Annotated in this window: 15 protein-coding genes and 1 pseudogene; 7 read left to right on the forward strand and 9 right to left on the reverse strand. The window is 59.4% G+C overall.

Annotated elements, in window-relative coordinates:
• Positions 1 to 206 precede the first annotated feature (206 nt).
• On the forward strand, positions 207 to 812 hold the full coding sequence (locus tag GOB85_RS02340; protein ID WP_173576048.1) for a nitroreductase family protein: 606 nt from the start codon (positions 207 to 209) through the stop codon (positions 810 to 812).
• Positions 813 to 822: 10 nt separating this feature from the next.
• Entirely contained in the window at positions 823 to 2,031 is a 1,209-nt protein-coding gene (gene ubiM, locus GOB85_RS02345) for a 5-demethoxyubiquinol-8 5-hydroxylase UbiM (protein WP_173576047.1), read from the forward strand.
• Between the two features lie 280 nt (positions 2,032 to 2,311).
• Here the strand turns inward: ubiM and GOB85_RS02350 are convergent, their stop codons facing one another.
• Positions 2,312 to 3,499 (reverse strand): acyltransferase family protein, encoded by a 1,188-nt coding sequence (locus GOB85_RS02350; protein ID WP_173576046.1) that lies wholly within the window; start codon positions 3,497 to 3,499, stop codon positions 2,312 to 2,314.
• A 26-nt stretch (positions 3,500 to 3,525) separates the two neighbouring features.
• Positions 3,526 to 5,982, reverse strand: a complete 2,457-nt coding sequence (locus tag GOB85_RS02355; protein ID WP_338421624.1) for a TonB-dependent receptor — start codon at positions 5,980 to 5,982, stop codon at positions 3,526 to 3,528.
• Between the two features lie 299 nt (positions 5,983 to 6,281).
• Here GOB85_RS02355 and GOB85_RS02360 point away from each other — a divergent pair.
• Both GOB85_RS02360 and GOB85_RS02365 read left to right on the forward strand, forming a co-directional pair.
• Positions 6,282 to 6,761, forward strand: a pseudogene (locus GOB85_RS02360) (nucleoside deaminase); the annotation flags it as partial.
• Between the two features lie 202 nt (positions 6,762 to 6,963).
• Entirely contained in the window at positions 6,964 to 7,818 is an 855-nt protein-coding gene (locus GOB85_RS02365; RefSeq protein ID WP_173576045.1) for a glutaminyl-peptide cyclotransferase, read from the forward strand.
• 9 nt (positions 7,819 to 7,827) lie between these two features.
• Here GOB85_RS02365 and GOB85_RS02370 read toward each other — a convergent pair whose 3' ends face one another.
• Positions 7,828 to 8,898: a hypothetical protein gene (locus GOB85_RS02370; protein WP_173576044.1), complete on the reverse strand. Its 1,071-nt coding sequence runs from the start codon at positions 8,896 to 8,898 to the stop codon at positions 7,828 to 7,830.
• A gap of 235 nt (positions 8,899 to 9,133) precedes the next feature.
• Complete coding sequence (locus GOB85_RS02375; protein ID WP_173576043.1) at positions 9,134 to 9,628, reverse strand: hypothetical protein; 495 nt, start codon at positions 9,626 to 9,628, stop codon at positions 9,134 to 9,136.
• A 328-nt stretch (positions 9,629 to 9,956) separates the two neighbouring features.
• Here GOB85_RS02375 and GOB85_RS02380 point away from each other — a divergent pair, with 328 nt between their 5' ends.
• Both GOB85_RS02380 and GOB85_RS02385 read left to right on the forward strand, forming a co-directional pair.
• Positions 9,957 to 11,552: a DegQ family serine endoprotease gene (locus tag GOB85_RS02380; protein ID WP_173576042.1), complete on the forward strand. Its 1,596-nt coding sequence runs from the start codon at positions 9,957 to 9,959 to the stop codon at positions 11,550 to 11,552.
• A gap of 364 nt (positions 11,553 to 11,916) precedes the next feature.
• Positions 11,917 to 12,852, forward strand: coding sequence for a cellulase family glycosylhydrolase (locus GOB85_RS02385; RefSeq protein WP_173576041.1), 936 nt, complete (start codon positions 11,917 to 11,919; stop codon positions 12,850 to 12,852).
• A 250-nt stretch (positions 12,853 to 13,102) separates the two neighbouring features.
• Here the strand turns inward: GOB85_RS02385 and GOB85_RS02390 are convergent, their stop codons facing one another.
• From GOB85_RS02390 to GOB85_RS02410, 5 genes are all read right to left on the reverse strand, one after another.
• Positions 13,103 to 15,541 (reverse strand): TonB-dependent receptor, encoded by a 2,439-nt coding sequence (locus tag GOB85_RS02390; protein ID WP_173576040.1) that lies wholly within the window; start codon positions 15,539 to 15,541, stop codon positions 13,103 to 13,105.
• 556 nt (positions 15,542 to 16,097) lie between these two features.
• Complete coding sequence (locus GOB85_RS02395; protein ID WP_173576039.1) at positions 16,098 to 16,985, reverse strand: TIGR01459 family HAD-type hydrolase; 888 nt, start codon at positions 16,983 to 16,985, stop codon at positions 16,098 to 16,100.
• Entirely contained in the window at positions 16,982 to 18,082 is a 1,101-nt protein-coding gene (locus GOB85_RS02400) for a quinone-dependent dihydroorotate dehydrogenase (protein WP_173576038.1), read from the reverse strand. Before GOB85_RS02400 ends, GOB85_RS02395 begins: the two co-directional genes overlap by 4 nt.
• 108 nt (positions 18,083 to 18,190) lie before the next feature.
• Positions 18,191 to 18,733 carry a GNAT family N-acetyltransferase gene (locus GOB85_RS02405; RefSeq protein ID WP_173576037.1) on the reverse strand — a complete coding sequence of 181 codons (543 nt, stop codon included), beginning with the start codon at positions 18,731 to 18,733 and terminating at the stop codon, positions 18,191 to 18,193.
• Between the two features lie 19 nt (positions 18,734 to 18,752).
• Positions 18,753 to 19,580, reverse strand: coding sequence for a GntR family transcriptional regulator (locus GOB85_RS02410; RefSeq protein WP_242011234.1), 828 nt, complete (start codon positions 19,578 to 19,580; stop codon positions 18,753 to 18,755).
• 51 nt (positions 19,581 to 19,631) lie between these two features.
• Here GOB85_RS02410 and GOB85_RS02415 point away from each other — a divergent pair, with 51 nt between their 5' ends.
• On the forward strand, positions 19,632 to 20,369 hold the full coding sequence (locus GOB85_RS02415; RefSeq protein WP_173576036.1) for an aspartate/glutamate racemase family protein: 738 nt from the start codon (positions 19,632 to 19,634) through the stop codon (positions 20,367 to 20,369).
• Positions 20,370 to 20,404 lie beyond the last annotated feature (35 nt).

Below are 20,404 nucleotides of genomic sequence, written 5' to 3' on the forward strand. Positions count from 1 at the left end.
GCGAAATGCATGCCATGCTGATGGCAACTTTCAGACGGATGAGTAAGTGATCCAGATCACAATGCTGCGGTTTTCACAAAAAAACATGATGCCCGGCCCACTCCCGACATCTTCATTCCTGCGTGGTATTCAGCCCGGACATTGGCTTTTGCACCGCAGTTGCGTCATGGTGCGGCGCATTCCCGCCGTCACAGGAGACCGAACCCATGAAGAAGCACGAAAAAATTGCCCTGGACAGCCTTCTTTCCCGTTCCTCCACAGACGATCTGACCAGTCCTGCCCCGAAAGGCGATGAGCTGGAGACCATCCTCTCCGCCGTCATGCGCGCGCCCGACCACGGCAAGCTGCGCCCCTGGCGGCTGGTGCTGGTCCACGGCGAAGCCCGCGTGACACTGGCCGAACGTGTCGTCGCCAGCATGAAACGGATCGATCCGGACGTCCCGGAAAAGAAGATCGAGAAACGCTATAACCGCTTCTCGACCATGCCACTGATCATCGTGCTCGGCATGCATCTGAAGCCCGAAGACAAAATTCCGCTGATCGAACAGGAACTCGCCGTCGGCGCCGCGGGGATGAACCTGCTCAATGCGCTGCATGCGGCAGGCTACGGCGCCGTCTGGGTATCCGGCGAGATCACCTATGACCCGGTGTTCGCGGCCGAACTGGGCTTCCCCGCCCCGCACGGTCTGGCCGGATTTTTCTTCGTCGGCACACCGAAAGATGAGGATCATCACTCGAAGCGGCGCCCGGTCGCGCCCTATGTGACAGAGTGGACAGGCGAACCGGTGTCATTCGGCGCAGATAAGGACTAACCTCACTGCCATGAATACGGTGTCCGACTACGACGTTGCGATTATCGGCGGAGGCCCGGTCGGCCTCGCCGCCGCCCTCTGCCTGGATGAGGCAGGCCTGTCGGTCGCCGTCGTCGAACGGGCCGATGAAACCCGCTGGTCCCAGGCCGCCTTCGACGGACGGGAAATTGCCCTGACCTGGCACGCCCGGGCGCTGCTGGAACGGCTCGGCGTCTGGTCACATATCCCCGAAAGCATCATTTGCCCGCTGCGCGAAGCCCGCGTCGAAACCGGCCGCGCAAACCATCCGCTGGTTTTTGACGCCGATCAGCCTCACGGCTCACCGACCGGGCCACTGGGATGGCTCGTCTCCAACAACATGATCCGCAGAGCGCTTTACGCAGAAGCCGCGACCCGCCCCGGAATCACACTGCTGCCAGACGTCACTGTGGAAACACTGCGCCAGGATGGTGACGCCGCCGTCATCCGCCATGCCGGCGGCCGGCTGCGCTCCCGGCTCGCCATCGGCGCCGACGGACGATTTTCCCCGACACGCCGCCGGGCCGGAATCGGCGCGGTGATTCACGACTTCCGGCGGGTCATCATGGTCTGCCGCATGGCGCATGACGCCCCCCATCACAATGTCGCTCTGCAATGGTTCGATGAAGGCCAGACCGTGGCATTGCTGCCCGTCAACGGAGGCGCCTCCTCACTGGTTCTGACCCTTCCCGCCGATGAGATCGACCGGCTGATGCATGCCGGTCAGGACGCCTTCAATGCCGAAATCGTCGAGCGTGTCGGTGGCCGGCTGGGAGCCATGCGGCTGGTCAGCACACGACACGCCTACCCGCTGAAAGCCGCTTACGCGCATCGCTTCACAGCACCCCGACTGGCCCTGATCGGCGACGCCGCCGTCGGCATGCACCCGATCACCGCACACGGATTCAATCTGGGACTGCGTGGCGCGGAAACACTGACAAAAGAAGTCAGTTCCGCATTATCGCAAGGCGAGGATTTTGGCGGTTCCGCAGTGCTGCGTCGTTTCGAACGGCACCATCGGGCCGCAACCGCCCCCATGTTTGCGGCAACAAACGGAATCGCAACCCTCTACACGCATGACGCAGCCCCGTTCCGCGCCCTGCGCTCACTGGGATTACGCGTAGCGGACGCCCTCCCGCCGTTCAAATCAGCCGTGACAGCAATGCTCATGGACCGGGGACCGAAACAGGCACAGGGATAAGACAAATCCCGTCGGAGTGATTCAGGGCTCTGCCCGAACCCGGCAGGGACCGTCACGCAAAGGCGTGCTGCGCACGACGGCCCCTGCACCCCGATTGATTCATAACAAAATGGTTTCCAAAGGTCTGTGACCTTTGGTGGGTTCCAGGGCAAAGCCCCGCGAAGAAGCCAGCACTGAATGACAACAGAGTCTTTGCAAACCGTTTTATAAAACATACCGGGATGAAGGGGTCCACGACCCCTTCCAGGTCCGGGCAAAGCCCGGCCTCGCGACAAAACCATCAGATTTTGACGATAATCCGTCGTTTCCAGAGCACATAACTCGGAATAAAACAGATCCCGACATAAGCAATCGCAAACAGAAGCGACGTCAACGGCGTTGACCCCCCGCGTGCGAACAAAGTCTCATAAATCCAGCCACCCGTGGTAATCCCGTCCGCAGGGTGCAGCACCCATAAAAGAATAGAGCCAAGCTCGGAAAGCATGAACGCCACAATCGGATTCGATCCGAAAATAACGCCAAACTTCACAATACCACGCGCCCAGGACGACCGCTCCTGAACACGCCTGACATCAACAAGGCGATACAGAACAAACAACGCCACTGTATCAATGCCAGCGCACAGCAACACAAAGCTGCTCGTCCACATGTTCTTGTTCAGCGGAAAAAACATCACCGCGATCAATGCACAGCCAAGCAGAACCGGCCCGGAAAAGGCCCACCGCGTAATCGCCTCATCAGAACCGCGAGCCCGCGCCTCGCGAAAAGCCAGACCCGCAATAATACCGGCGATCACCGTCGAAAAAGCCGGCAGCGTGCTCAGCAGCCCCTCCGGATCACGATCATGCTCATAGAGACGACCGATCCCTAACCAGCTTTGTGTCCAGTCCGTAATAGCCCTGTCACACCACGCGACGATATTGCTGTGCGGGTCCATAAACGGAACATCGCGTCCCGGCATACCGATTCCGGGAATCGGAACCCAGGCGACAAGAACCCAGTAGGCAGCGAGAAAACCTGAAAAAACCAGCCAGAGCGACGAAACATTCCTGACGTAAAGAAAAAGCGTGCCACAGACCAGATAACACGCGGCAAAACGCTCAAGAACACCAAAAAACCGCAGATGATGAATATGAAAATGCGGAAACAGCGCCAGACTGATACCAAGCGCGAACAGGATCACACTGCGCCGGAGAATATCGAGAAACAGAGCGCTCCGTTTTTCCCCGCGCGCCATCCGGCCACCGAGAGAAAACGGAACGGCGCACCCCATGATAAACAGGAAACTGGGGAAAACGAGATCGGTGGGCGTGAAGCCGTTCCATTTCGCATGCAGAAGCGGTGGAAAGACCTGCCCCCAGTCCCCCGGGTCGTTCACGAGAATCATGAACGCCACAGTCAGCCCGCGCATCACGTCCAGTGACTCAACACGCGAGCGCCTGATTTCGATTGGCGTATCCTGCGTCATTTCCACTCCGGTCACCGACACCGCTCTCAAAATCCGCTCGACAGAGAAACATAAGCGCCAAACGGTGCCCCGATCGAGTAAATCGGTGAAGACCCGGCAACAACAGCACCGCTGCGGCTGAGGGTATCATAGGCATTGGCCGTCGTGCTGGCCGCCATCGCCAGATAATGGCTGTCACCGATATTGGTCAGGTTCAGCTGGATCTGAGGATGCTGAGCCGGCCCGATCGACTTCATGCGATAACCCAGCGTCAGGTCGGACGTCATGTAGGACGGAATACTCTCGTCATTCATGAACGTCGAATACTGTGAATCCGTATACCGGAAATTGAAGTTTCCAAAGAACCGGCCATCATCATACTGCAACCCGATCGCCCCGGTAAATTTCGGGCTGCTGACAGCAATCCTGCCCTTCGTCGGCAGAACTTCGCCACCCACCGTAAAATCGTTGTCCATGGTGGAATGGAGATACTGCCCGGACAGATACGGACTGATGTGATGCCATGGCGCAAGACCGAATTCCGCCTGGAAACCACGCGATGTCTGACCACCCGCGTTGATCGGCAGCGCCACCACCAGCGTGCTCCCCGGAATGTAGCCGGAAGAGGAAATATTATGGTTGGTCATGTTAAGATTGAAGGCTGATACGGACAGATTCCAGAATCCCGTATGGCGGAAACCAATTTCCTCACCGATCGTATATTCCGGCTTCAGATTTCCGACAGCCGAGATCTGCCCGGCATTCGGGTCATAATCCGGCACATAAGCCTCGGTCGAAACCGGAGCACGGAACGCCGTCGTGCCATTGATATAAACCTGGTTATGCGGATCGATATGATACGTCGCATAAAACTGCGGCAACGGCTCGAAATAATTCCCCGTGGTCTTCCACGGGTCAGCACCAGGCACTAGGTTTGTCCCCTGACGGGACACCATCGCCGCTTTGAACCCCGCACTGAGTTCCAGTTTATCGTGCAGCAGCTTCAATGTATCGGCAATATACAGGGCATTCTGCTGCTGCCAGAAATTCAGATTGTCTCCGCTGAGAATCTGCCCGTTCGCAAACCGGATCGGGGACGTCCCGTATCCGTTCACAACCTTGCCCTGATAGTTCAGCAGACTGAACTGATAGCGTTCAGTATGAGCCGCATAGGAATACCACCAGCCAAAGGTCAGGGTGTTGTGCCCATGCGTCCACTTCATCGAAGCATTGACGGAACCGATTTTCTGATTCCACGGATCACTCAGCAAAGTCGAAAGATTCCCGTTCGTCTGATATGGGAGATTCAAAGAACCATACTGAGATGACCCATTTCCATAGGCAACGTTCCCAAAATATCCGCCCGAAACCGGAATATTTTCTCCACCCATGGACGGCCCGAACTGCTGGATAAAATACGGCGTCGCATTCAGTTCGAGTTCGCGTGACAACCGGAAGTGCATCGGCACAATTACGTTGACCATATTATTGTTCTGCTGCGAAAGCTTATAATATGTCGTATCACCCGGCGTGTAGGACCCCGCCAGATTATAGCTGTAACCATACTGCTTCCACTGAGCCAGCGTCGGTGAAAGCATCCCGATATTGAACTGTCTCGTCCAGGCAAAAATAGCCTTGACCGAGCTGTCCTCACCCCACTCTTTCACCCATTTTGAATCGACGTGATAACGATACTGATTACCCGGCCCGCGCCAGTTATTACTGGACGTATACGAAAACGATGCAAATCCGCGAATGCCGGTATTCCCGATATCACCCGTATTAAACCGGATGAATTCCTTGTTGGCGCTGTGCGTTCCTCCCATGACATCAACATATCCGCCCATCCTGTGTGACGGATTGATCTCAAAGGCCGCGATCTGCCCGCCTGCGGCGTTGATGAGCGGCGCGTCAATATCCGGTGACCCCTGAGAGACCGTCAGCGACCCGAGATTCTCACTGTCCACAAGCGTCGATGTCGAAACTCCGTAGTTGATCGGATCAGCTTCCGGCGCCCCTTCAAACAGAAAACCAATCTGCGACTGCGTCATACCACGCATGGTCATCATGTCGCCTGGCGTCATCCCAAGCGGATCAACTTTGGCGGACACAACACCCGGCAGACTGTTCATCAGATTGACGATCGACGTCGTTGGCGTCTGCTTGGCGATGTAGTCGCGGGTCACACCACTCTGGGAACGAGGTGCCGTTTCACGAGGCATGAGACCACCACCCGGCGTGGTGTTCGTAACGCCATTGGACGTCGACATGCCGCCATGTACGGAAATCACTTCAGGAAGCGCAGACATATTCGTCACGCCCGCGCTGTTCACGCGCCTGACCGGTGCGTCCGCGCTCCGGGCCACCGGAGGTTTTGAATTCTTCCGGACGGCCTCTTTTTCAGAGGCCGCCCCCGTTTGCGCCAGAGCTGCTGTCGTGCAGAGAATCGTGGAGAAAAACAGTGATATTGTTGTGGACAGACGGAAATATGGCTGACGGGCCACCGCGCTTCTCCTTAACGCAAAATCAGGAAAGCAGCCGCTCCGGTGAACCGATCTCATATCGACACGGCGCGGTTGTTTCGTTTCTGAACCGAGCGTATGAGCGCCGACTTTGTTTCACAATTAAAATAAGTAGGGGGTACAAAAAAAATTATTTAACGATAATTATACCTCAACCGCAGACCCGGAAGACCAGCCGGTTCTTCCGCAACCGACGCCCGGTAATACCAGCGGAGCCTTTGCAAACTCCCCGCCGCTCCCTATCCATCCCCGGAGACCAACCCGCCCGAAAAGGGATCCCAATGCCCGCCGACACCCCCCGTAACCCCGGTGGCCTCATCCCCTGCGCCGCCATGAACACCGCGCTCGCAGAAGCCCGACACGCCGCCCGTAACGGCGAAGTCCCCGTCGGCGCCATCATCCTCGACGCCAGCGGCACCCTCATCGCCCGGGCATCAAACCGGGTCGAAACCGATCACGACGCCTCCGCCCACGCCGAACTCCTCGCCCTCCGCGCCGCCGCACGCGCCCGTGGCACAACACGCCTCGACGACTGCACCCTCGTCGTCACCCTCGAACCCTGCCCCATGTGCGCCGCCGCCGCCGTCCATTTTCGCGTCCGCCGCATCATCTTCGGCGCATACGATCCCAAAGGCGGTGGCGTCGATCACGGTCCCCGCATCTTCAGCCAGCCCGCCTGCCTGCATCGCCCCGAACTCATCGGCGGTGTCCGTGAACAGGAAAACGCCCGGCTCCTTAAAGATTTTTTCCGCTCACTCCGAAAAAGCCAGCCAAAACCCGGAAATGCCCCCCTCTTAACCGGCAACAGGCAGATAACCACGCCCCGCAACACCGCACACGCCCGTAAACCACCACCACAGGTCACCGGAACAGCACCGCGCGGCATCCATGCAATACAAGAAGAATAGAATTTGATCTCTCACCCTTTATAAAGACCGCGAATAAACCGCAAAGGCCTCTTCAATGATCAGACACACAAGAATAACCGCCACCCTGTGTCTGTTCATCGCAAACCTGCTTCCTCTCCCCGCCGCCGCAACGCCAGCGCCAATCTATGACGTGGCCGTCCAGGCCACCTTCCCCCACGACCCCCACGCTTTTACCGAAGGCCTCTTTTTTCTCGATGGTGATCTGTATGAAAGCACCGGAATGGCCGGCCATTCCTGGATCCGCAAAGAACAGCTCAGCACAGCAAAACCCCTCCAGGAAACCCGCCTCGACACACCTTATTTCGGCGAAGGCATCATCACCTGGAAAGACCGCCTCTATCAGCTCACCTGGCGCGACCAGATCGGCTTCATCTACGACCGCAAAACCCTGAAACCCGAAGGACAGTTCACCTATCCCGGCGAAGGCTGGAGCTTCACCAGCAACGACCAGTGGCTGATCATGAGCGACGGAAGCTCAAAACTCCGCTTCCTCGATCCGAAAACCCTGCGTCAGACCTCAACCCTCTCCGTCACCGCCGATGGCTGTCCCGTCCCGCGCCTCAACGAACTCGAATGGGTGAATGGCCAGATCTACGCCAATATCTGGCTGACAAACCTCATCGCCCGCATCGACCCGAAAACCGGCGTCGTCACCAGCTTCCTCGACCTCAGCCACATCGGACCGCCCCGCGCGCCGGACAGCAACAACGTCCTCAACGGCATCGCCTGGGACCCGCAGGGAAAACGCCTGTTCGTCACGGGAAAACTCTGGCCAGCCCTCTACCAGATCGCCATCACCGGCAAAACAGGCGCCAATATCAGCTGCAATGGCAGCCAGAACACCGGCACCCCGGACGAAAACGACAACACCCGACACGCACTCCGCTGAACGCAGACCCTACCCGTTCACCGGAATGGTCACGATGGCTCCCGGATTTTTGCTGGTCTTCGACAACTCCAGCAGAATCTGCAGCATCGTAAAAGCAAGTTTGCTGTCGTAATCGTTGTCGGAAATCCAGTAATATTTCCTGTTATACGTCGTCCACGAAAACACGTTCTCAGGGCGCTCTTTGCCCACGTGAATCACGATAACAGGCCTCGTTTCCCGCCCGATCAGCGAAACCCGTGGCAGCGTCCGGCCCGACGTAATATCTTCATCCGGAACCGAGATCTGATACGCAATCTGGCCCATCACACCCAGGACCGTACGCGTCAGAAGCCTGATCTGCCCCCGTGGCGGCTGCCCGCCGCCATACACAACCTCCACACGCTCATCATTTTTCGACATGTTGAACAGGTGGCGCGTCTCATAGACGGTTTCCGACAACACCGGATCATGCGTGTTCTCGATCGTCAGAAAAACACGGTCCAGCGGCGGTGTTTTCCCCGAAACCTCAGGACTGTGCTCAAGCTGAATACCCAGAAGACCCGCAACCTGAAGCAGGCGGAGATCATGAATCAGTTCAAAAAATTCCGGCGATCCCTTCCCGACATCCCCGCCAATCGCACCCGCATTGCTGATCAGATTGATCGACTGAACGGAAAGCCGGAACAGCACATCAATCGGCAACCCGCCCATCGCCAGCGGAAGCAGACTGCCCGGCGGTAACGGACGCAGAAAACTCTGCGCATACGCATCCCCCGTCACCGGCTGGAACGTAAAGGTCGGGCTCTCCTGAAACTGAACCGCCGCACCACCTATCGGCCTCACAGGCGAGTCCGCGCCCACGCCAACAGACAGATTGCGCTGAAGCTGATAGCCCGAAATCAGCTGCGTGGTGTCCAGAAAACCCGGCGTGTCCGCATACCGCAGACGCACAACATTCAGCAGCGTCTGCTGCTTGGCCGAACTGATCAGCGCGCGGGAATAATCACTTTCATCCTGATCCAGGCGCCGGGGCCCGACCTGATAACAGCCGCTCAGTACACACAGAGACAAAAGCAAAATTTTCTTTGAAAATCTATTCACACAAACCCGTTCCGGCCGCCCCCGAAAAAAAGGTCTGTCAGCACTCTCGCAGGAACAGACCATTTCCCGGACGCAGAGTCATTCCTCAACGCACCCACAGAAAACGCCCGACCGGCGGTCGGGCGCATAAGGGCGTAGCCGATATCAGCATATCGTCCCGAACGGCAACCGGAATGACGGTGGAACCACCATCGGCAACGCCCGCTGCCCCGCCACGCCCCTGGTCAGAACAGACTCACCACCCGGTCGGCCCCATCCCCGGATCCCAGTTCCCCCATGCCGGATTCCATCCACCATAAGCGCCGCCGGGAAGACCACCCCAGCCCCAGGGACCACCACCCCATGGCCCCCAGGCGCCCCAGTTCCACGACGCATCCTGATAATCCATCGCCGTCATCTGCTGTTCATCCGCAAGAGCCTGTGCCTGCCGATACTGCTGATACTTCGAATACGCAGCCTCATCGCCAACATAGAGGCAGTCACACACCGTCGGATCGGCATAAACATAGAACGCCTGATCCCCCTTCACCCGACGCACGAAATGATGCGGCGGCAACCTGCTCAGCATCGCCTGCCGCTCCCGCGTGTTCGCCGGTTTAAACGCAAACCCCGCCGCCGCGAGATGATCCTCCTTCTGCGCCACTCTCTCGCTTGTGCTCTCGCAGGAGGGCAGCACACCCAGCAGCCCAAGCAGCCCTGCCGTAAAAAATCCCGTTCGATAACCCGCCATTACGGTCCGCCCCCTCAACAACCGGCAATGTTTTGTCATATTGACCACCAGTCACAGAGATCATGCAATGGTCAGACCGGACAAAGTTCCGTGCCCCTCCGACCGGAGACCAGAAATCCCACGCAATCACAGCGCCATCCCGAAACACGAAAAAAAGGCCGTCTAACGCATGTTTCATCACCACGTATAAAACCTGTTCGGAAAGACAGCGTATGCCATACACTGTCAGGCGCTCGTGGATTGCCCTCAAAAGCACCATCGCCCATCATGACACCGTGCACGGGCCGCGCCGGAGCGGCCCGGTCTTTTGGGATTTATCGGAAGAGATATGCCAGTACAGAATTCGCCGACCCGCACCACCCGGACATCCCGCGCTCTGCTTTGCGCCGCCGTCGCGGGTCTCGGTGGCCTCGCCTTCGCTTCGCCACTGACCAGCACCCTGGCTCCCTGGGCCACCCTCGCGCCAGCGGCACACGCTGACACAACCGGCCCGATCCAGCCCGTCGCACCAGCAAAGACGATCCCGGACTTCATCAGCCTCGTCAAACAGGTCAAGCCCGCCGTCGTCTCCATCACGGCAAAAATCCGCGCCGACTCAGTCGATCCCGGTGAAGGACAGGGACAGGGTCAGGGACAGCAGATGCCATTCGGCTTCCCGTTCCCCTTCCAGATGATGCCGCAGCAGCGCCAGACCATCGAAGCCCGCGGCTCAGGCTTCATCATCTCCGCCGACGGATACGTGGTCACCAATAACCACGTCGTCAAAGGCGCCACCAAAGTCACCGCCACACTGGATGACGGCACAACCCTCTCCGCACGCATCGTCGGCCGCGACCCCAAAACCGATATCGCCCTCCTGAAACTCACCCCGACCGGCAAACTGCCTTTCATCCAGCTCGGTGAGTCCGACGACGTCCAGCCCGGTGAATGGGTCATCGCCGTCGGCAACCCCTACGGCCTCGGCGGCACCGTCACAGCAGGCATTGTCTCCGCCCTCGGCCGCGATATCGGCGACGGCCCCTATGACAATTTCTTCCAGGTCGACGCGCCCATCAACCGCGGCAACTCCGGTGGCCCGCTGATCACCCAGGACGGCAAGGTCGTCGGTGTCAACACCGCCATCTTCTCGCCCTCCGGCGGCTCCATCGGCATCGGCTTCGCCATCCCGTCCGACATCGTCCAGACCGTCGTCACGCAGCTCCGGACAACCGGACATGTGACGCGCGGCTATCTCGGCGTCCAGGCGCAGATGATCTCGCCCTCCATGGCCAGCGCCCTCGGCCTGAAACCACCCACAGCGGGCGCCCCGCCCGCCGGCGCCCTGGTCGCCAGCGTCTCCTCCGACAGCCCGGCCGAAAAAGCCGGCATCAAGGCTGGCGACGTCATCACGAAACTGAACGGCAAACCCATCGACACGCCGCACCACCTCGCGGTCAAAGTCGCCTCGCTGATTCCCGGAGCAGACGCCACCTTCACCGTCCTGCGCGGCAGCGCCTCACGTGACATCACAGTGAAAATCGCCAACCAGTCCGGTGCCGGCGGCGCCCCGGGAACACCCGCCAGCCTCGGCAGCAACGGACAGAAACTCGGCGTCTCCCTCGCACCGCTCAGCGGCGATGTCCGTCAGCAACTCGGACTCGACCAGTCGGTCAAAGGCGTCGTTATCAGTGACGTCAAACCGGGCTCCCCTGCCGACCAGGCCGGCATCCGCCCCGGCGACATCATCCAGGCCGTCGGCGACCAGCAGGTCGACAACCCCAAAGCCACCGTCACCGCCGTCGCCTCCGCCCTGAAAGCCCGGCAGGCCGTGCTGCTCCGCGTCCTGCGTGACGGCCAGTCCCTGTTTGTCGCCGTCTCCCTCAGCGGCGATAACAGCGACAACGACGCCTATCCCGACAACGGCGATGACGACGATAACAACTAAGCCCTGCCTCCCCGCTTAAGCAGGCCACTCCAGAACGCCCCTGCCCGGAAAACCTCCGGCAGGGGCGTTTCTTTTTTCATAAACCTCTCCGTCTGCCCGCACGGCGCGCATCCGCCCCCGCCCTTACCGGCAGCACGATGACAGCCCGGTCACAACAGGAACCGTCGCTCCCGCCACCCCCTGCACCGACAGAAAGCGACCGCATCACTTCGTTACCTCAGTAAACGCGCGGGACAGCCACCCTGGGGCACCGCATCCGGCTGGCGCCATACGCCCCCCGCCTCCGGAAACGGCACCCATCCATCCGGAAAAAGACAGACCTGCCCCGCCCGCAGGCCCGTCACCAAGCGTTTTACAGGAGAGCATGATGCTTATCGGCGTTAACCTCAGCGGCCTTGAAGATGGAAGCACATTTTCCACCAGGGCTTATTTTGACTACAATGTTCCGACCACCTCCCTCGCGGAAAGCTGGATTTCCCTGGGATGCCTGGCAGCGCGGATCCCTCATAATCTCTATCGCATGCAGCCCGGCGGCCAGGGCACCGCACTCGACACAACCTATCTCGGTTATTCCACGACCCTCGCACAGCCCTGTCTGACCGCAGGCGGCTTCGTCATTTTCGATCCTCACGGATTTGGCAGCATCCAGACAAGCGGAACAACCGTCGATATCACCACCACAACCGGCCAGACACAGTATATAGATTACATGACCCGCCTCGCCGCCGGCATCAAAGACTGGATGGGCGATGCCGATCCCTCACGCGTCGCCATCGGCCTGATGAACGAACCACACCAGCAGACCAACGCCACCTACCAGCCCCTGTGGAACACCGTCATCGCCGCCATGCGCACAGCGGGCTACACAGGCGTCATCACCGTGCCGTGGACAGACTGGCAGGGAGCACAGCAATTCAGCGCCAGCAATCCGGTCCCCGCCGTAACCGACCCTGCCGGTCGCTGCGTTGTCGAAGTTCATTGCTACCTCGATCCGGATGATTCGGGAGCCGGCGACGCCTCAACCAGCACGACAATCGGCGTGGAACGGGTCTCCGGCCTGCTCGCCTCGACCCTGCCCGACTGCTACTCCGGTATCGTGATGGGAGAAATCGGCTGCCCCGCCGACGCCGTGTCAGCAGCAGCCCTCAAGAACACGCTGACTCTGCTAAACGCCGATTCCCGTGTGCTGGCAACCACAGTCTGGACCACCGACAAATGGCTGATCAATAACGGAAATTACATCACGACAGATCAGACAGACCCGCGCGTCGAGGCCATGCTGTCCTGTCTCTCCACCTGATATCCGCATCACCGGTTCTGGCCTGAACACCTGATTGTTCAGGCCAGAACCGGTAACACGAAGAGCATTAAAAGCCTCTGTCTGTTTCCAGCAGAGCGGGCGCTGCCCGAACCCGGAAGGGGTCACAGACCCCTTCACCCCGATCTGTTAATCAACAAGCCGGTTTCCAGAGGTACGTGACCTCTGGCGGGTTCCAGGGCCTCAAAGACTGCACCCGCCCCATCCCGTCAGTTCACCGGCCGGACAGTCCTTACAGTCCGACGCTGACCGACATAATGGCCGCGAACCCCGGATCAATATAGTAGGTCGGCGAACTGCCATTGACCGTCCCGCCAAAAACACCCTGCGTCGTACGGGCATTATCGGAATACCCATACACTCCGATACGCTGGGTCGAACCGCTGATGTTGTTCAGCGCAACCTGAATTTTCGGCGCTTTCATAAAGCCAATATCTTTAGAACGATAACCAAGCGTCAGAGAGTCCGTGACATAACCAGGCATTTTTTCGTCATCCATCAGCGTCGAATACTGCGAACTGATATATTTGACGTTGAGATTCCCAAAGAAATGCCCGTCATCATAGGTCAGCCCCAAAGCCGCCTGATAATGCGGACTCATCACCTGCGTCTTACCCGCCGTCCGCAGATAATCAACCGTCCCGTCAGCAGCCGTCGTCGCCGTGTTGTTGTCCTGTCGCGCGGCAAGGTAAGCAAACGTCACATAGGGCGTAAACCGGCCCCAGATCGGCGCTGTCGCAAACTGCATATCCACACCGCGGCTTGTCTGACCGCCTGCATTTTCCGTACGACTGACCTGAACACCGTTCTGATACGTATTGAGGGTCAGAAGGCGATTGACGATGTTCATGTTGTAGAACACCACCGAAGCAATAAATTTCGTGCCATTATAGCGATAACCAAACTCTTCCTTGATCGCGTATTCCGATTTCGGCATGGACGAACCGTTGACAAGCTGCCCGGTGCCGATCCCGTAGGCATCCAGATTGCTGCCCATATAAGGCTGGCGATAATCGCCCTCACCCAGAATAAAAATCTGATTGCTCTGATCAAAGCTGTACCGTGCGCTCAGTGTCGGCAGCGGCACGTTTTCACTGATTCCCTGATGACCCGTCGCTCCCGGAAGATAGTTATCGGCCGTGCGCGTGATCATCACATCCTTAAACCCGGCATTGATGTTCAGCTTGTCATGAAAAAGCTTCAGACTGTCGCCGACATACAAAGCGTTCAGCTGATACTGCAGAAAATAATTGGCCGAATAGTATTTCTGCCCATTCGACAATGTGTACTGATTGGCACGCTGCGTAATATCATAAGGTGACCCCGTCGCCTGATTGACAATTCCGACCGGATCTTTCTCCGACAGATTGTAATTTTCATACCAGTAGCCAACGTAAAGATCGTTATGGCGTGTGTGCCAGTTGAGCTTCAGATTATTGCCACCAATATAGGTCAGACCGTAACTCGCATTATCGACCAGAACGCCGGTACCGTTCGCAACACTGCCGGCCCCGGTGCCCTGCGCCAGGTTAACGTCCGCATTCTGGTTGCCAAGATAAGTACTGCCCTGCTGAACAGTATTACCCCCCATCGACCAGCCATAACCGTACCAGAAATAAGGCGTATCCGTCAGCGTCAGACTGTCACTCAGCACGAATTTCATCGGCATCAGAACCGTACCGCTATAAAACGGCGCCGCATTATTGAGTTTGTAATAGCTGGAGTCATTGACCCCGCTATACGTCGCATCCGGGCTGATCCACCGCGTCTGCCGCCACTGCTGCGCGGTCGGATAATAATAATAACCTGAGTCGGAAAGATTGAAGTCCTGCTCGAATGCAATCGAACTCCCGTTAGAAAACTCCTTGAGAATCTTGGCATCCGAGTGAATCTTCTTCTGAATACCCGGCCCATACCAGTTCTGCTCGGTGGCACTGGAAACAGAAGCAAACGCACGAACGCCGGAATGACCGATCTCACCCGTATCGCCACGAAAAAAACCGCGGAACGTATTGAACGAGCCATAACTGAAATCGACCTGCGCCCCTGCCTTCGCCGCAGGGTCGCGCATCTTCATGTAAATCGTACCCGCCAGAGAACTCGTCACCGGATCATCGGTGCTGCTGGATCCCGGAGCAATCGCCAGCTGTTCCATATTCTCGGTATCCAGCACCTCGGCCTGATAATTGCCGGCACCAGGAGACAGAACCGGCGCACCGTCCATCAGCCAGCCCATATCGTTCGAAGTCAGACCACGAACCTGCAAACCGGAGCTGTTGATTCCCGCAGCATCGGTCGGCATCGCATTCACGCTCGGCATCATCGTCAGAAGATTGACGACGTTCTGCGTCGGAGCCTGCTTCGCAATGTAATCCTGCCCGACATACTGGATGTTCCGGGCCTCATCGACCCGGCGCATCAGCCCGCCTCCCACAGTCACATGCAGACGACCGGTGCTGACAGATACCTCGTCAGCACGACCACGCGCTTCAATTCCCCTGACAGGAGAAGGAGATTTCGCACCATCAGCCTTTCCGGCCGAAGCCGCCTGATGCGCACGGGAATGAGCGTGAGAACGATGCACCACCGGCGTCGCGGCATGAGCAACTCCGGAAAGAGCGGTGCTCAGCAAAACAGCCCGACCAGCGATCGACCCCAACAGACGCGACATTTTTAGTATCCCCGTGTTCCGCCGTCTCTGCACACGGCCAGCAACCAAACGTAATATTTTTCATTTGGAATTTGCAACGATATGAAACACCTGATGCCGATAAAATTCGTCTGAATGGTCAACTTTTCTGAGATTGTGTTGATTCAGCAACAGTTCGACAGATGCGACTCTGCAATGACCAGATGACAGCCAGCACCCCCGGACGCCAGACAAGGCCCGACTCTGTCATGACAAAAGAAACGCCAGCCCCGCAGAACTGCGTCACCACCCGTCAGTCCCGAACGAACCGCCGTTTCAACATGCCATCTGTCATGAGAAAATCCTGCCGTGATAAAACAGGCTGCCGGCGGGTCCCGAAGCAGAACCCACAAGCTCAGTTAAATGTTTTAACGTGGAACACCAGCGGGGCACTGCCCCAAACCCCGCCCCAAACCCCGGCAAAGGCTCGCCACATCGGGGTGAAGGGGTCCGCGACCCCTTCCGGGCGCGGGCAGAGCCCTCTTCATCATTCAGCGCCTCCGGAGCAGCACCCTGCACCTCACATTCTGACGCCGCCCTACCACACAAATGTCGGCACAGTCGCAACCGGCGCCAGTCCGGCCCCGTCAGCCTCTTCCTGCGCCAGCACCGGATCATTCCCCAGCTTCTCCTGATGAATGCCCCCAAGCACCCACAACCCGGCAATCCCCGCCGCATCCGCCCCGCGAATATCCGTCGCCAGCGCATCGCCCACACCAATGACACGCTCCGAAGGCACACCCAGCATCTCCAGAACCGGCTGATAAACCGCCGGATACGGTTTGCCGATCCAGTGCACTACCCCGTCCTTTTGCTCATAAACCTTCCCAAGCAGACCAGCACAGATCAGACGCACCCCGCCGCGAATCACCTCCAGATCCGGGTTCGCGCACACCATCGGCAGATCACGCACCACACACGCCGCCAGCGGCTCAAGATACGGCTCCAGGTCCGTCTTCCCCCGCCGCTCGTCCGGCCCCGTGTTCAGCACAAAATCCGCATCCCCCGGATGATCGACAAGCGTCAGACCAAGCCCCTCAAACAACGCCAGATCATGCTCGCCGCCAATATGCAGCACCCGCTTGCCAAGCCCCTCCAGCCACGGCCAGTCTTTGTAAACCGCCTTATTGTCCCGTGATGATAACAAACGCCATGTCAACTCGCCCGACGTCATCAGCCCATCATAAAGCGTGCCATCAACCCCCATCCCGGCAAGCTGCGCCTGAACCACCTTCGCAGGACGCGGCGCATTGGACAGCAGAACAACCCGCTTCCCCGCCGCCCGCAGCGCCTTCAGACAGTCCACCGCCCCCGGATACGGCGCCACACCGTCATGCACCGTTCCCCAGAGATCGACGACATACCCGTCATACCGGTCAGCCAGCGCCGAAACGCCCGACAGAACCTCCATCCGCCGCCCGCTCATGAGCGAACACCCTGGCCAGCACTTTTCAGATCAGCACCTTTGAGATCACCAAGCGTCTCAACCCCCTGCTCCCGCAGGATCGCCAGCACCTCGCGCTTCAGCCTCCCGGGCAACGCCGGCCCGTCATACGCAAACGCCGTATAAACCTGCACCAGATCAGCCCCGGCCCGTACCCGTGCGACAATATCCGCCCCCGTCTCAATGCCACCGCAGCCCACCAGCGCCAGCCGCCCGTCCGCCAGCCGCGCCACTTCGCGCAACACCTCCAGCGCCTTCTCCTTCAGAGGCCGCCCGGATAACCCGCCAGCCTCACCGGCATACGGACTCCGCAACCCCGCCGGACGCGCCAGCGTCGTGTTGCTGACAATCAGCCCCTGCGCCCCACCGGCAACAGCAGCCTCCACAATCGGCCCCAGTTCTTCAGACGACAGATCCGGCGCCAGCTTGATCAGCAAAGGCGGCCGCTCCGCATGCTGCGCCGCAATCGCCGCCAGCAGTCCCGCCAGCCGCTCCGAACTCTGCAACGCCCGCAGCCCGGGCGTGTTCGGAGACGAGAGATTCAGAACAATATAATCCACATAAGGCTTCACACGCCCGATCAGCGCCGGATAATCCCGCTCCGGGTCCGCCCCGTCCTTGTTGATCCCGATATTCGCGCCCACCGGCACCATCGGATGCCGCGCCTTCCCGCGAAACAGCCGCGCCAGACGCACCGCAAACCGGTCGATCCCCTGATTATTAAATCCCATCCGGTTGATAATCGCCCGGTCTTCCGTCAGCCGGAACAGGCGCGGCTTCGGGTTACCCGCCTGCGGCAGCGGCGTCACCGTCCCCGCTTCAACAAACCCGAACCCCAGCCGCGCCAGCGGACGCAGCACCCGCGCATCCTTGTCAAACCCGGCCGCAATCCCGATCGGATTGGGAAACCGCATCCCCAGCACCCGGGTCGCCAGCGCCGGATCATCCTTCACAGGAACAGGCGGAACCCCCACCCCAAGCATCAGCGCATCAATCGCCAGCCGGTGCGCCCGCTCCGCATCCAGCGTGCGAACCAGAGGAAGCAGGGGAGAAATCAGTTTTTCAGACATATCACTCATGCCCCAATGGTGCCCGAAGCGCAGCCCCCTGAAAAGGCACCGGTGGACAGTTCCGCCCTCCCCCACCGGCATCAGCGGAACAACCGACGGATCGCCACCCCGAACCCTTCAGCGAAACGCCAGCCAGTTCCGCCGCGACAGCGTGAACTCATACTCATCACTGCTCTCGCCCCTGAAAAAATCCGCCCCTTCAATCACCCGCAAACACCGGAAATCCAGCCGCTCCATCAACGCCACGGAAGCAGCATTCCGCGTATCCGCAAACGCCCTGACAGCCTTCACGGCACCCACAGCAAACACCGCGTCCAGCGTCAGCCCGACCGCCGCAGTCGCAACACCCCGCCGCCAGAAGGCCGGAAACACATGATACCCGATCACCGCGTCATCGCCTGAAAACGTCGCCTGCGTGTACCCCATCAGACCCGCGCCATCGCCGCCCGCAATCAGCCAGTTTCGCCACACTTCGCCACTTCCGGCCGGCGCCCCGGCTGACTGCCTGACATATTTCTCCCGAAGATCCTCCACCGACCCCGGCGGATCATCCGGAAGAAAACGATACCCCCGCGCATCGGACAGCCCGGAAAACATGGCCTCCGCATGTTCCGGTCGCAGAGGCACAAGCCTCACATCGCCCCGAACCCCGACTTTCACACTCACCACCAGCCTGCCCTCACCGCTTCAGAATCAACCCCAGCGACGTCGCCGGCGGCGCAGGCGAAGAGAAATCCAGATTGTTCTCAATCTCCAGCAAATGACGCGACATCAGCCGTCCCGCCTCCGCCCAGGCCTGATCGCTCACTGCCCCCAGCAGCAGATCATGATCCGCCTTCAGACAACACGTCGCGTTCTGCCGCTCATAAATCGCAATGATCAGAGACGTCCGCAGACTCAGCTCCGAGACAATGTCGGCAATCACCGCATTGCCAAGCCCCAGCGCCAGCTCAAGATGAAACCGCCCGGACCAGCGGATCATCGCCACCGCATCATGCGCCGCATGCGCCCGGCGCTCCTCCTCAATCACCATGCGCAACGCCCCGATCGCCTCATCGGTCAGCGGCTGACAGGGCCGCTCCATCACCCCCACCTCAATCGTGCGCCGCGCCGCAAGAACCGCCCGTGACTCAGCCGCATCGGGCGAAGCCACAAACGCCCCGCGTGAGGGCTGGATGACAACAATGTGTTCCCGCGCCAGCGCCAGCAAAACACGCCTGATCCTGCCACGCGAGGACGCGAAAATCTCCGCAAGCTGCTCCTCCGGCAGACGACTCCCCGGCCCGAGCCTGCGCTCAAGAATTGCATCGCGCAGCGCCTGAGCCACCGCGCTCTCCTCCTGAACCAGACCGTCGTCCCGCAGCGCCCCCGCCGTCAGCACAACATCCATACCATCCCCCACCAGCCCGCTCACACCGCGATCATCCCACAAAAGGATCAGTTTGCGTTGTAAACGAATATTGTTAACAATGCAGCCATCCTCTGGCATACATCCCGTACGTGGCAACACGCTCCGGAGCAGCGAAAACCGTGATCACGAGAGCAGAAAACGGATCCTATGCGGCACCTTCTTATTCTCAACCCGAACACCGATCCAACCCTCACGCAAACACTCCTCACCCGAGCCCGCGCCCTTCTGCCGGCAAACATCGTCGTAAGCGGCACAACAGCACCGTTCGGCGCCCGGTATATCGCCTGCCGCGCCTCCCTGACGATCGCTGCGCATGCCTCACTCGATGCCTTCGCCCAGGCCCGAAACCTCATCGCTCCTGACACAACCGTCCTGATCGCCTGCTTCGGAGATCCGGGCCTCGCCGCCCTGCAGGAGATCGCAGACTGCCCCGTCACCGGCATGGCACGCGCCTCCCTCGAAGCCTGCCGCGCAAAAGGCGGACGCACCGGCATCCTCACCGGCGGCGACGCCTGGAAGCCCATGATCGAAGAACTCGTCGTCACCGAAGGCTTCTCCGCCTCGGTCGCCGGAGTCAGCACCATTCCCGTCAGCGGCGAACACGCGGGACAACAACGTGCCGCAACTCTTCAGGCTCTCACCCACGCCGCCCGCCACCTCATCGAACACACGCACGCCGACCGCATCCTGATCGCCGGCGCAGGACTCGCCGGACTCAGCAGCGAACTCGCCCGACACCTCCCCGTCCCGGTCCACTGCTCCCTCGAAGAAAGCCTGCTCCACATCGCCCGAATCCCGCTTCAGACAACAAAAACATCAGAACAGCCCCTGATCACCACCGGCCTTTCAGCCGCCCTGGCCAACCTGCTTCGCCACCCAACATAAATCCCGCGTAAGATTGTTAACATTTTTCGTTGACA

It is taken from the genome of Acetobacter fallax, assembly GCF_011516735.1.
GTDB classification, from domain to species: domain Bacteria; phylum Pseudomonadota; class Alphaproteobacteria; order Acetobacterales; family Acetobacteraceae; genus Acetobacter; species Acetobacter fallax.

Excerpts from the sequence above, each read along its gene's own strand:
- GOB85_RS02340 (WP_173576048.1), top strand. The coding sequence starts at position 207 with ATGAAGAAGCACGAAAAAATTGCCCTGGACAGCCTTCTTTCCCGTTCC.
- ubiM (WP_173576047.1), top strand. The coding sequence starts at position 823 with ATGAATACGGTGTCCGACTACGACGTTGCGATTATCGGCGGAGGCCCG.
- GOB85_RS02350 (WP_173576046.1), bottom strand. The coding sequence starts at position 3,499 with ATGACGCAGGATACGCCAATCGAAATCAGGCGCTCGCGTGTTGAGTCA.
- GOB85_RS02365 (WP_173576045.1), top strand. The coding sequence starts at position 6,964 with ATGATCAGACACACAAGAATAACCGCCACCCTGTGTCTGTTCATCGCA.
- GOB85_RS02375 (WP_173576043.1), bottom strand. The coding sequence starts at position 9,628 with ATGGCGGGTTATCGAACGGGATTTTTTACGGCAGGGCTGCTTGGGCTG.
- GOB85_RS02380 (WP_173576042.1), top strand. The coding sequence starts at position 9,957 with ATGCCAGTACAGAATTCGCCGACCCGCACCACCCGGACATCCCGCGCT.
- GOB85_RS02385 (WP_173576041.1), top strand. The coding sequence starts at position 11,917 with ATGATGCTTATCGGCGTTAACCTCAGCGGCCTTGAAGATGGAAGCACA.
- GOB85_RS02390 (WP_173576040.1), bottom strand. The coding sequence starts at position 15,541 with ATGTCGCGTCTGTTGGGGTCGATCGCTGGTCGGGCTGTTTTGCTGAGC.
- GOB85_RS02395 (WP_173576039.1), bottom strand. The coding sequence starts at position 16,985 with ATGAGCGGGCGGCGGATGGAGGTTCTGTCGGGCGTTTCGGCGCTGGCT.
- GOB85_RS02400 (WP_173576038.1), bottom strand. The coding sequence starts at position 18,082 with ATGAGTGATATGTCTGAAAAACTGATTTCTCCCCTGCTTCCTCTGGTT.
- GOB85_RS02415 (WP_173576036.1), top strand. The coding sequence starts at position 19,632 with ATGCGGCACCTTCTTATTCTCAACCCGAACACCGATCCAACCCTCACG.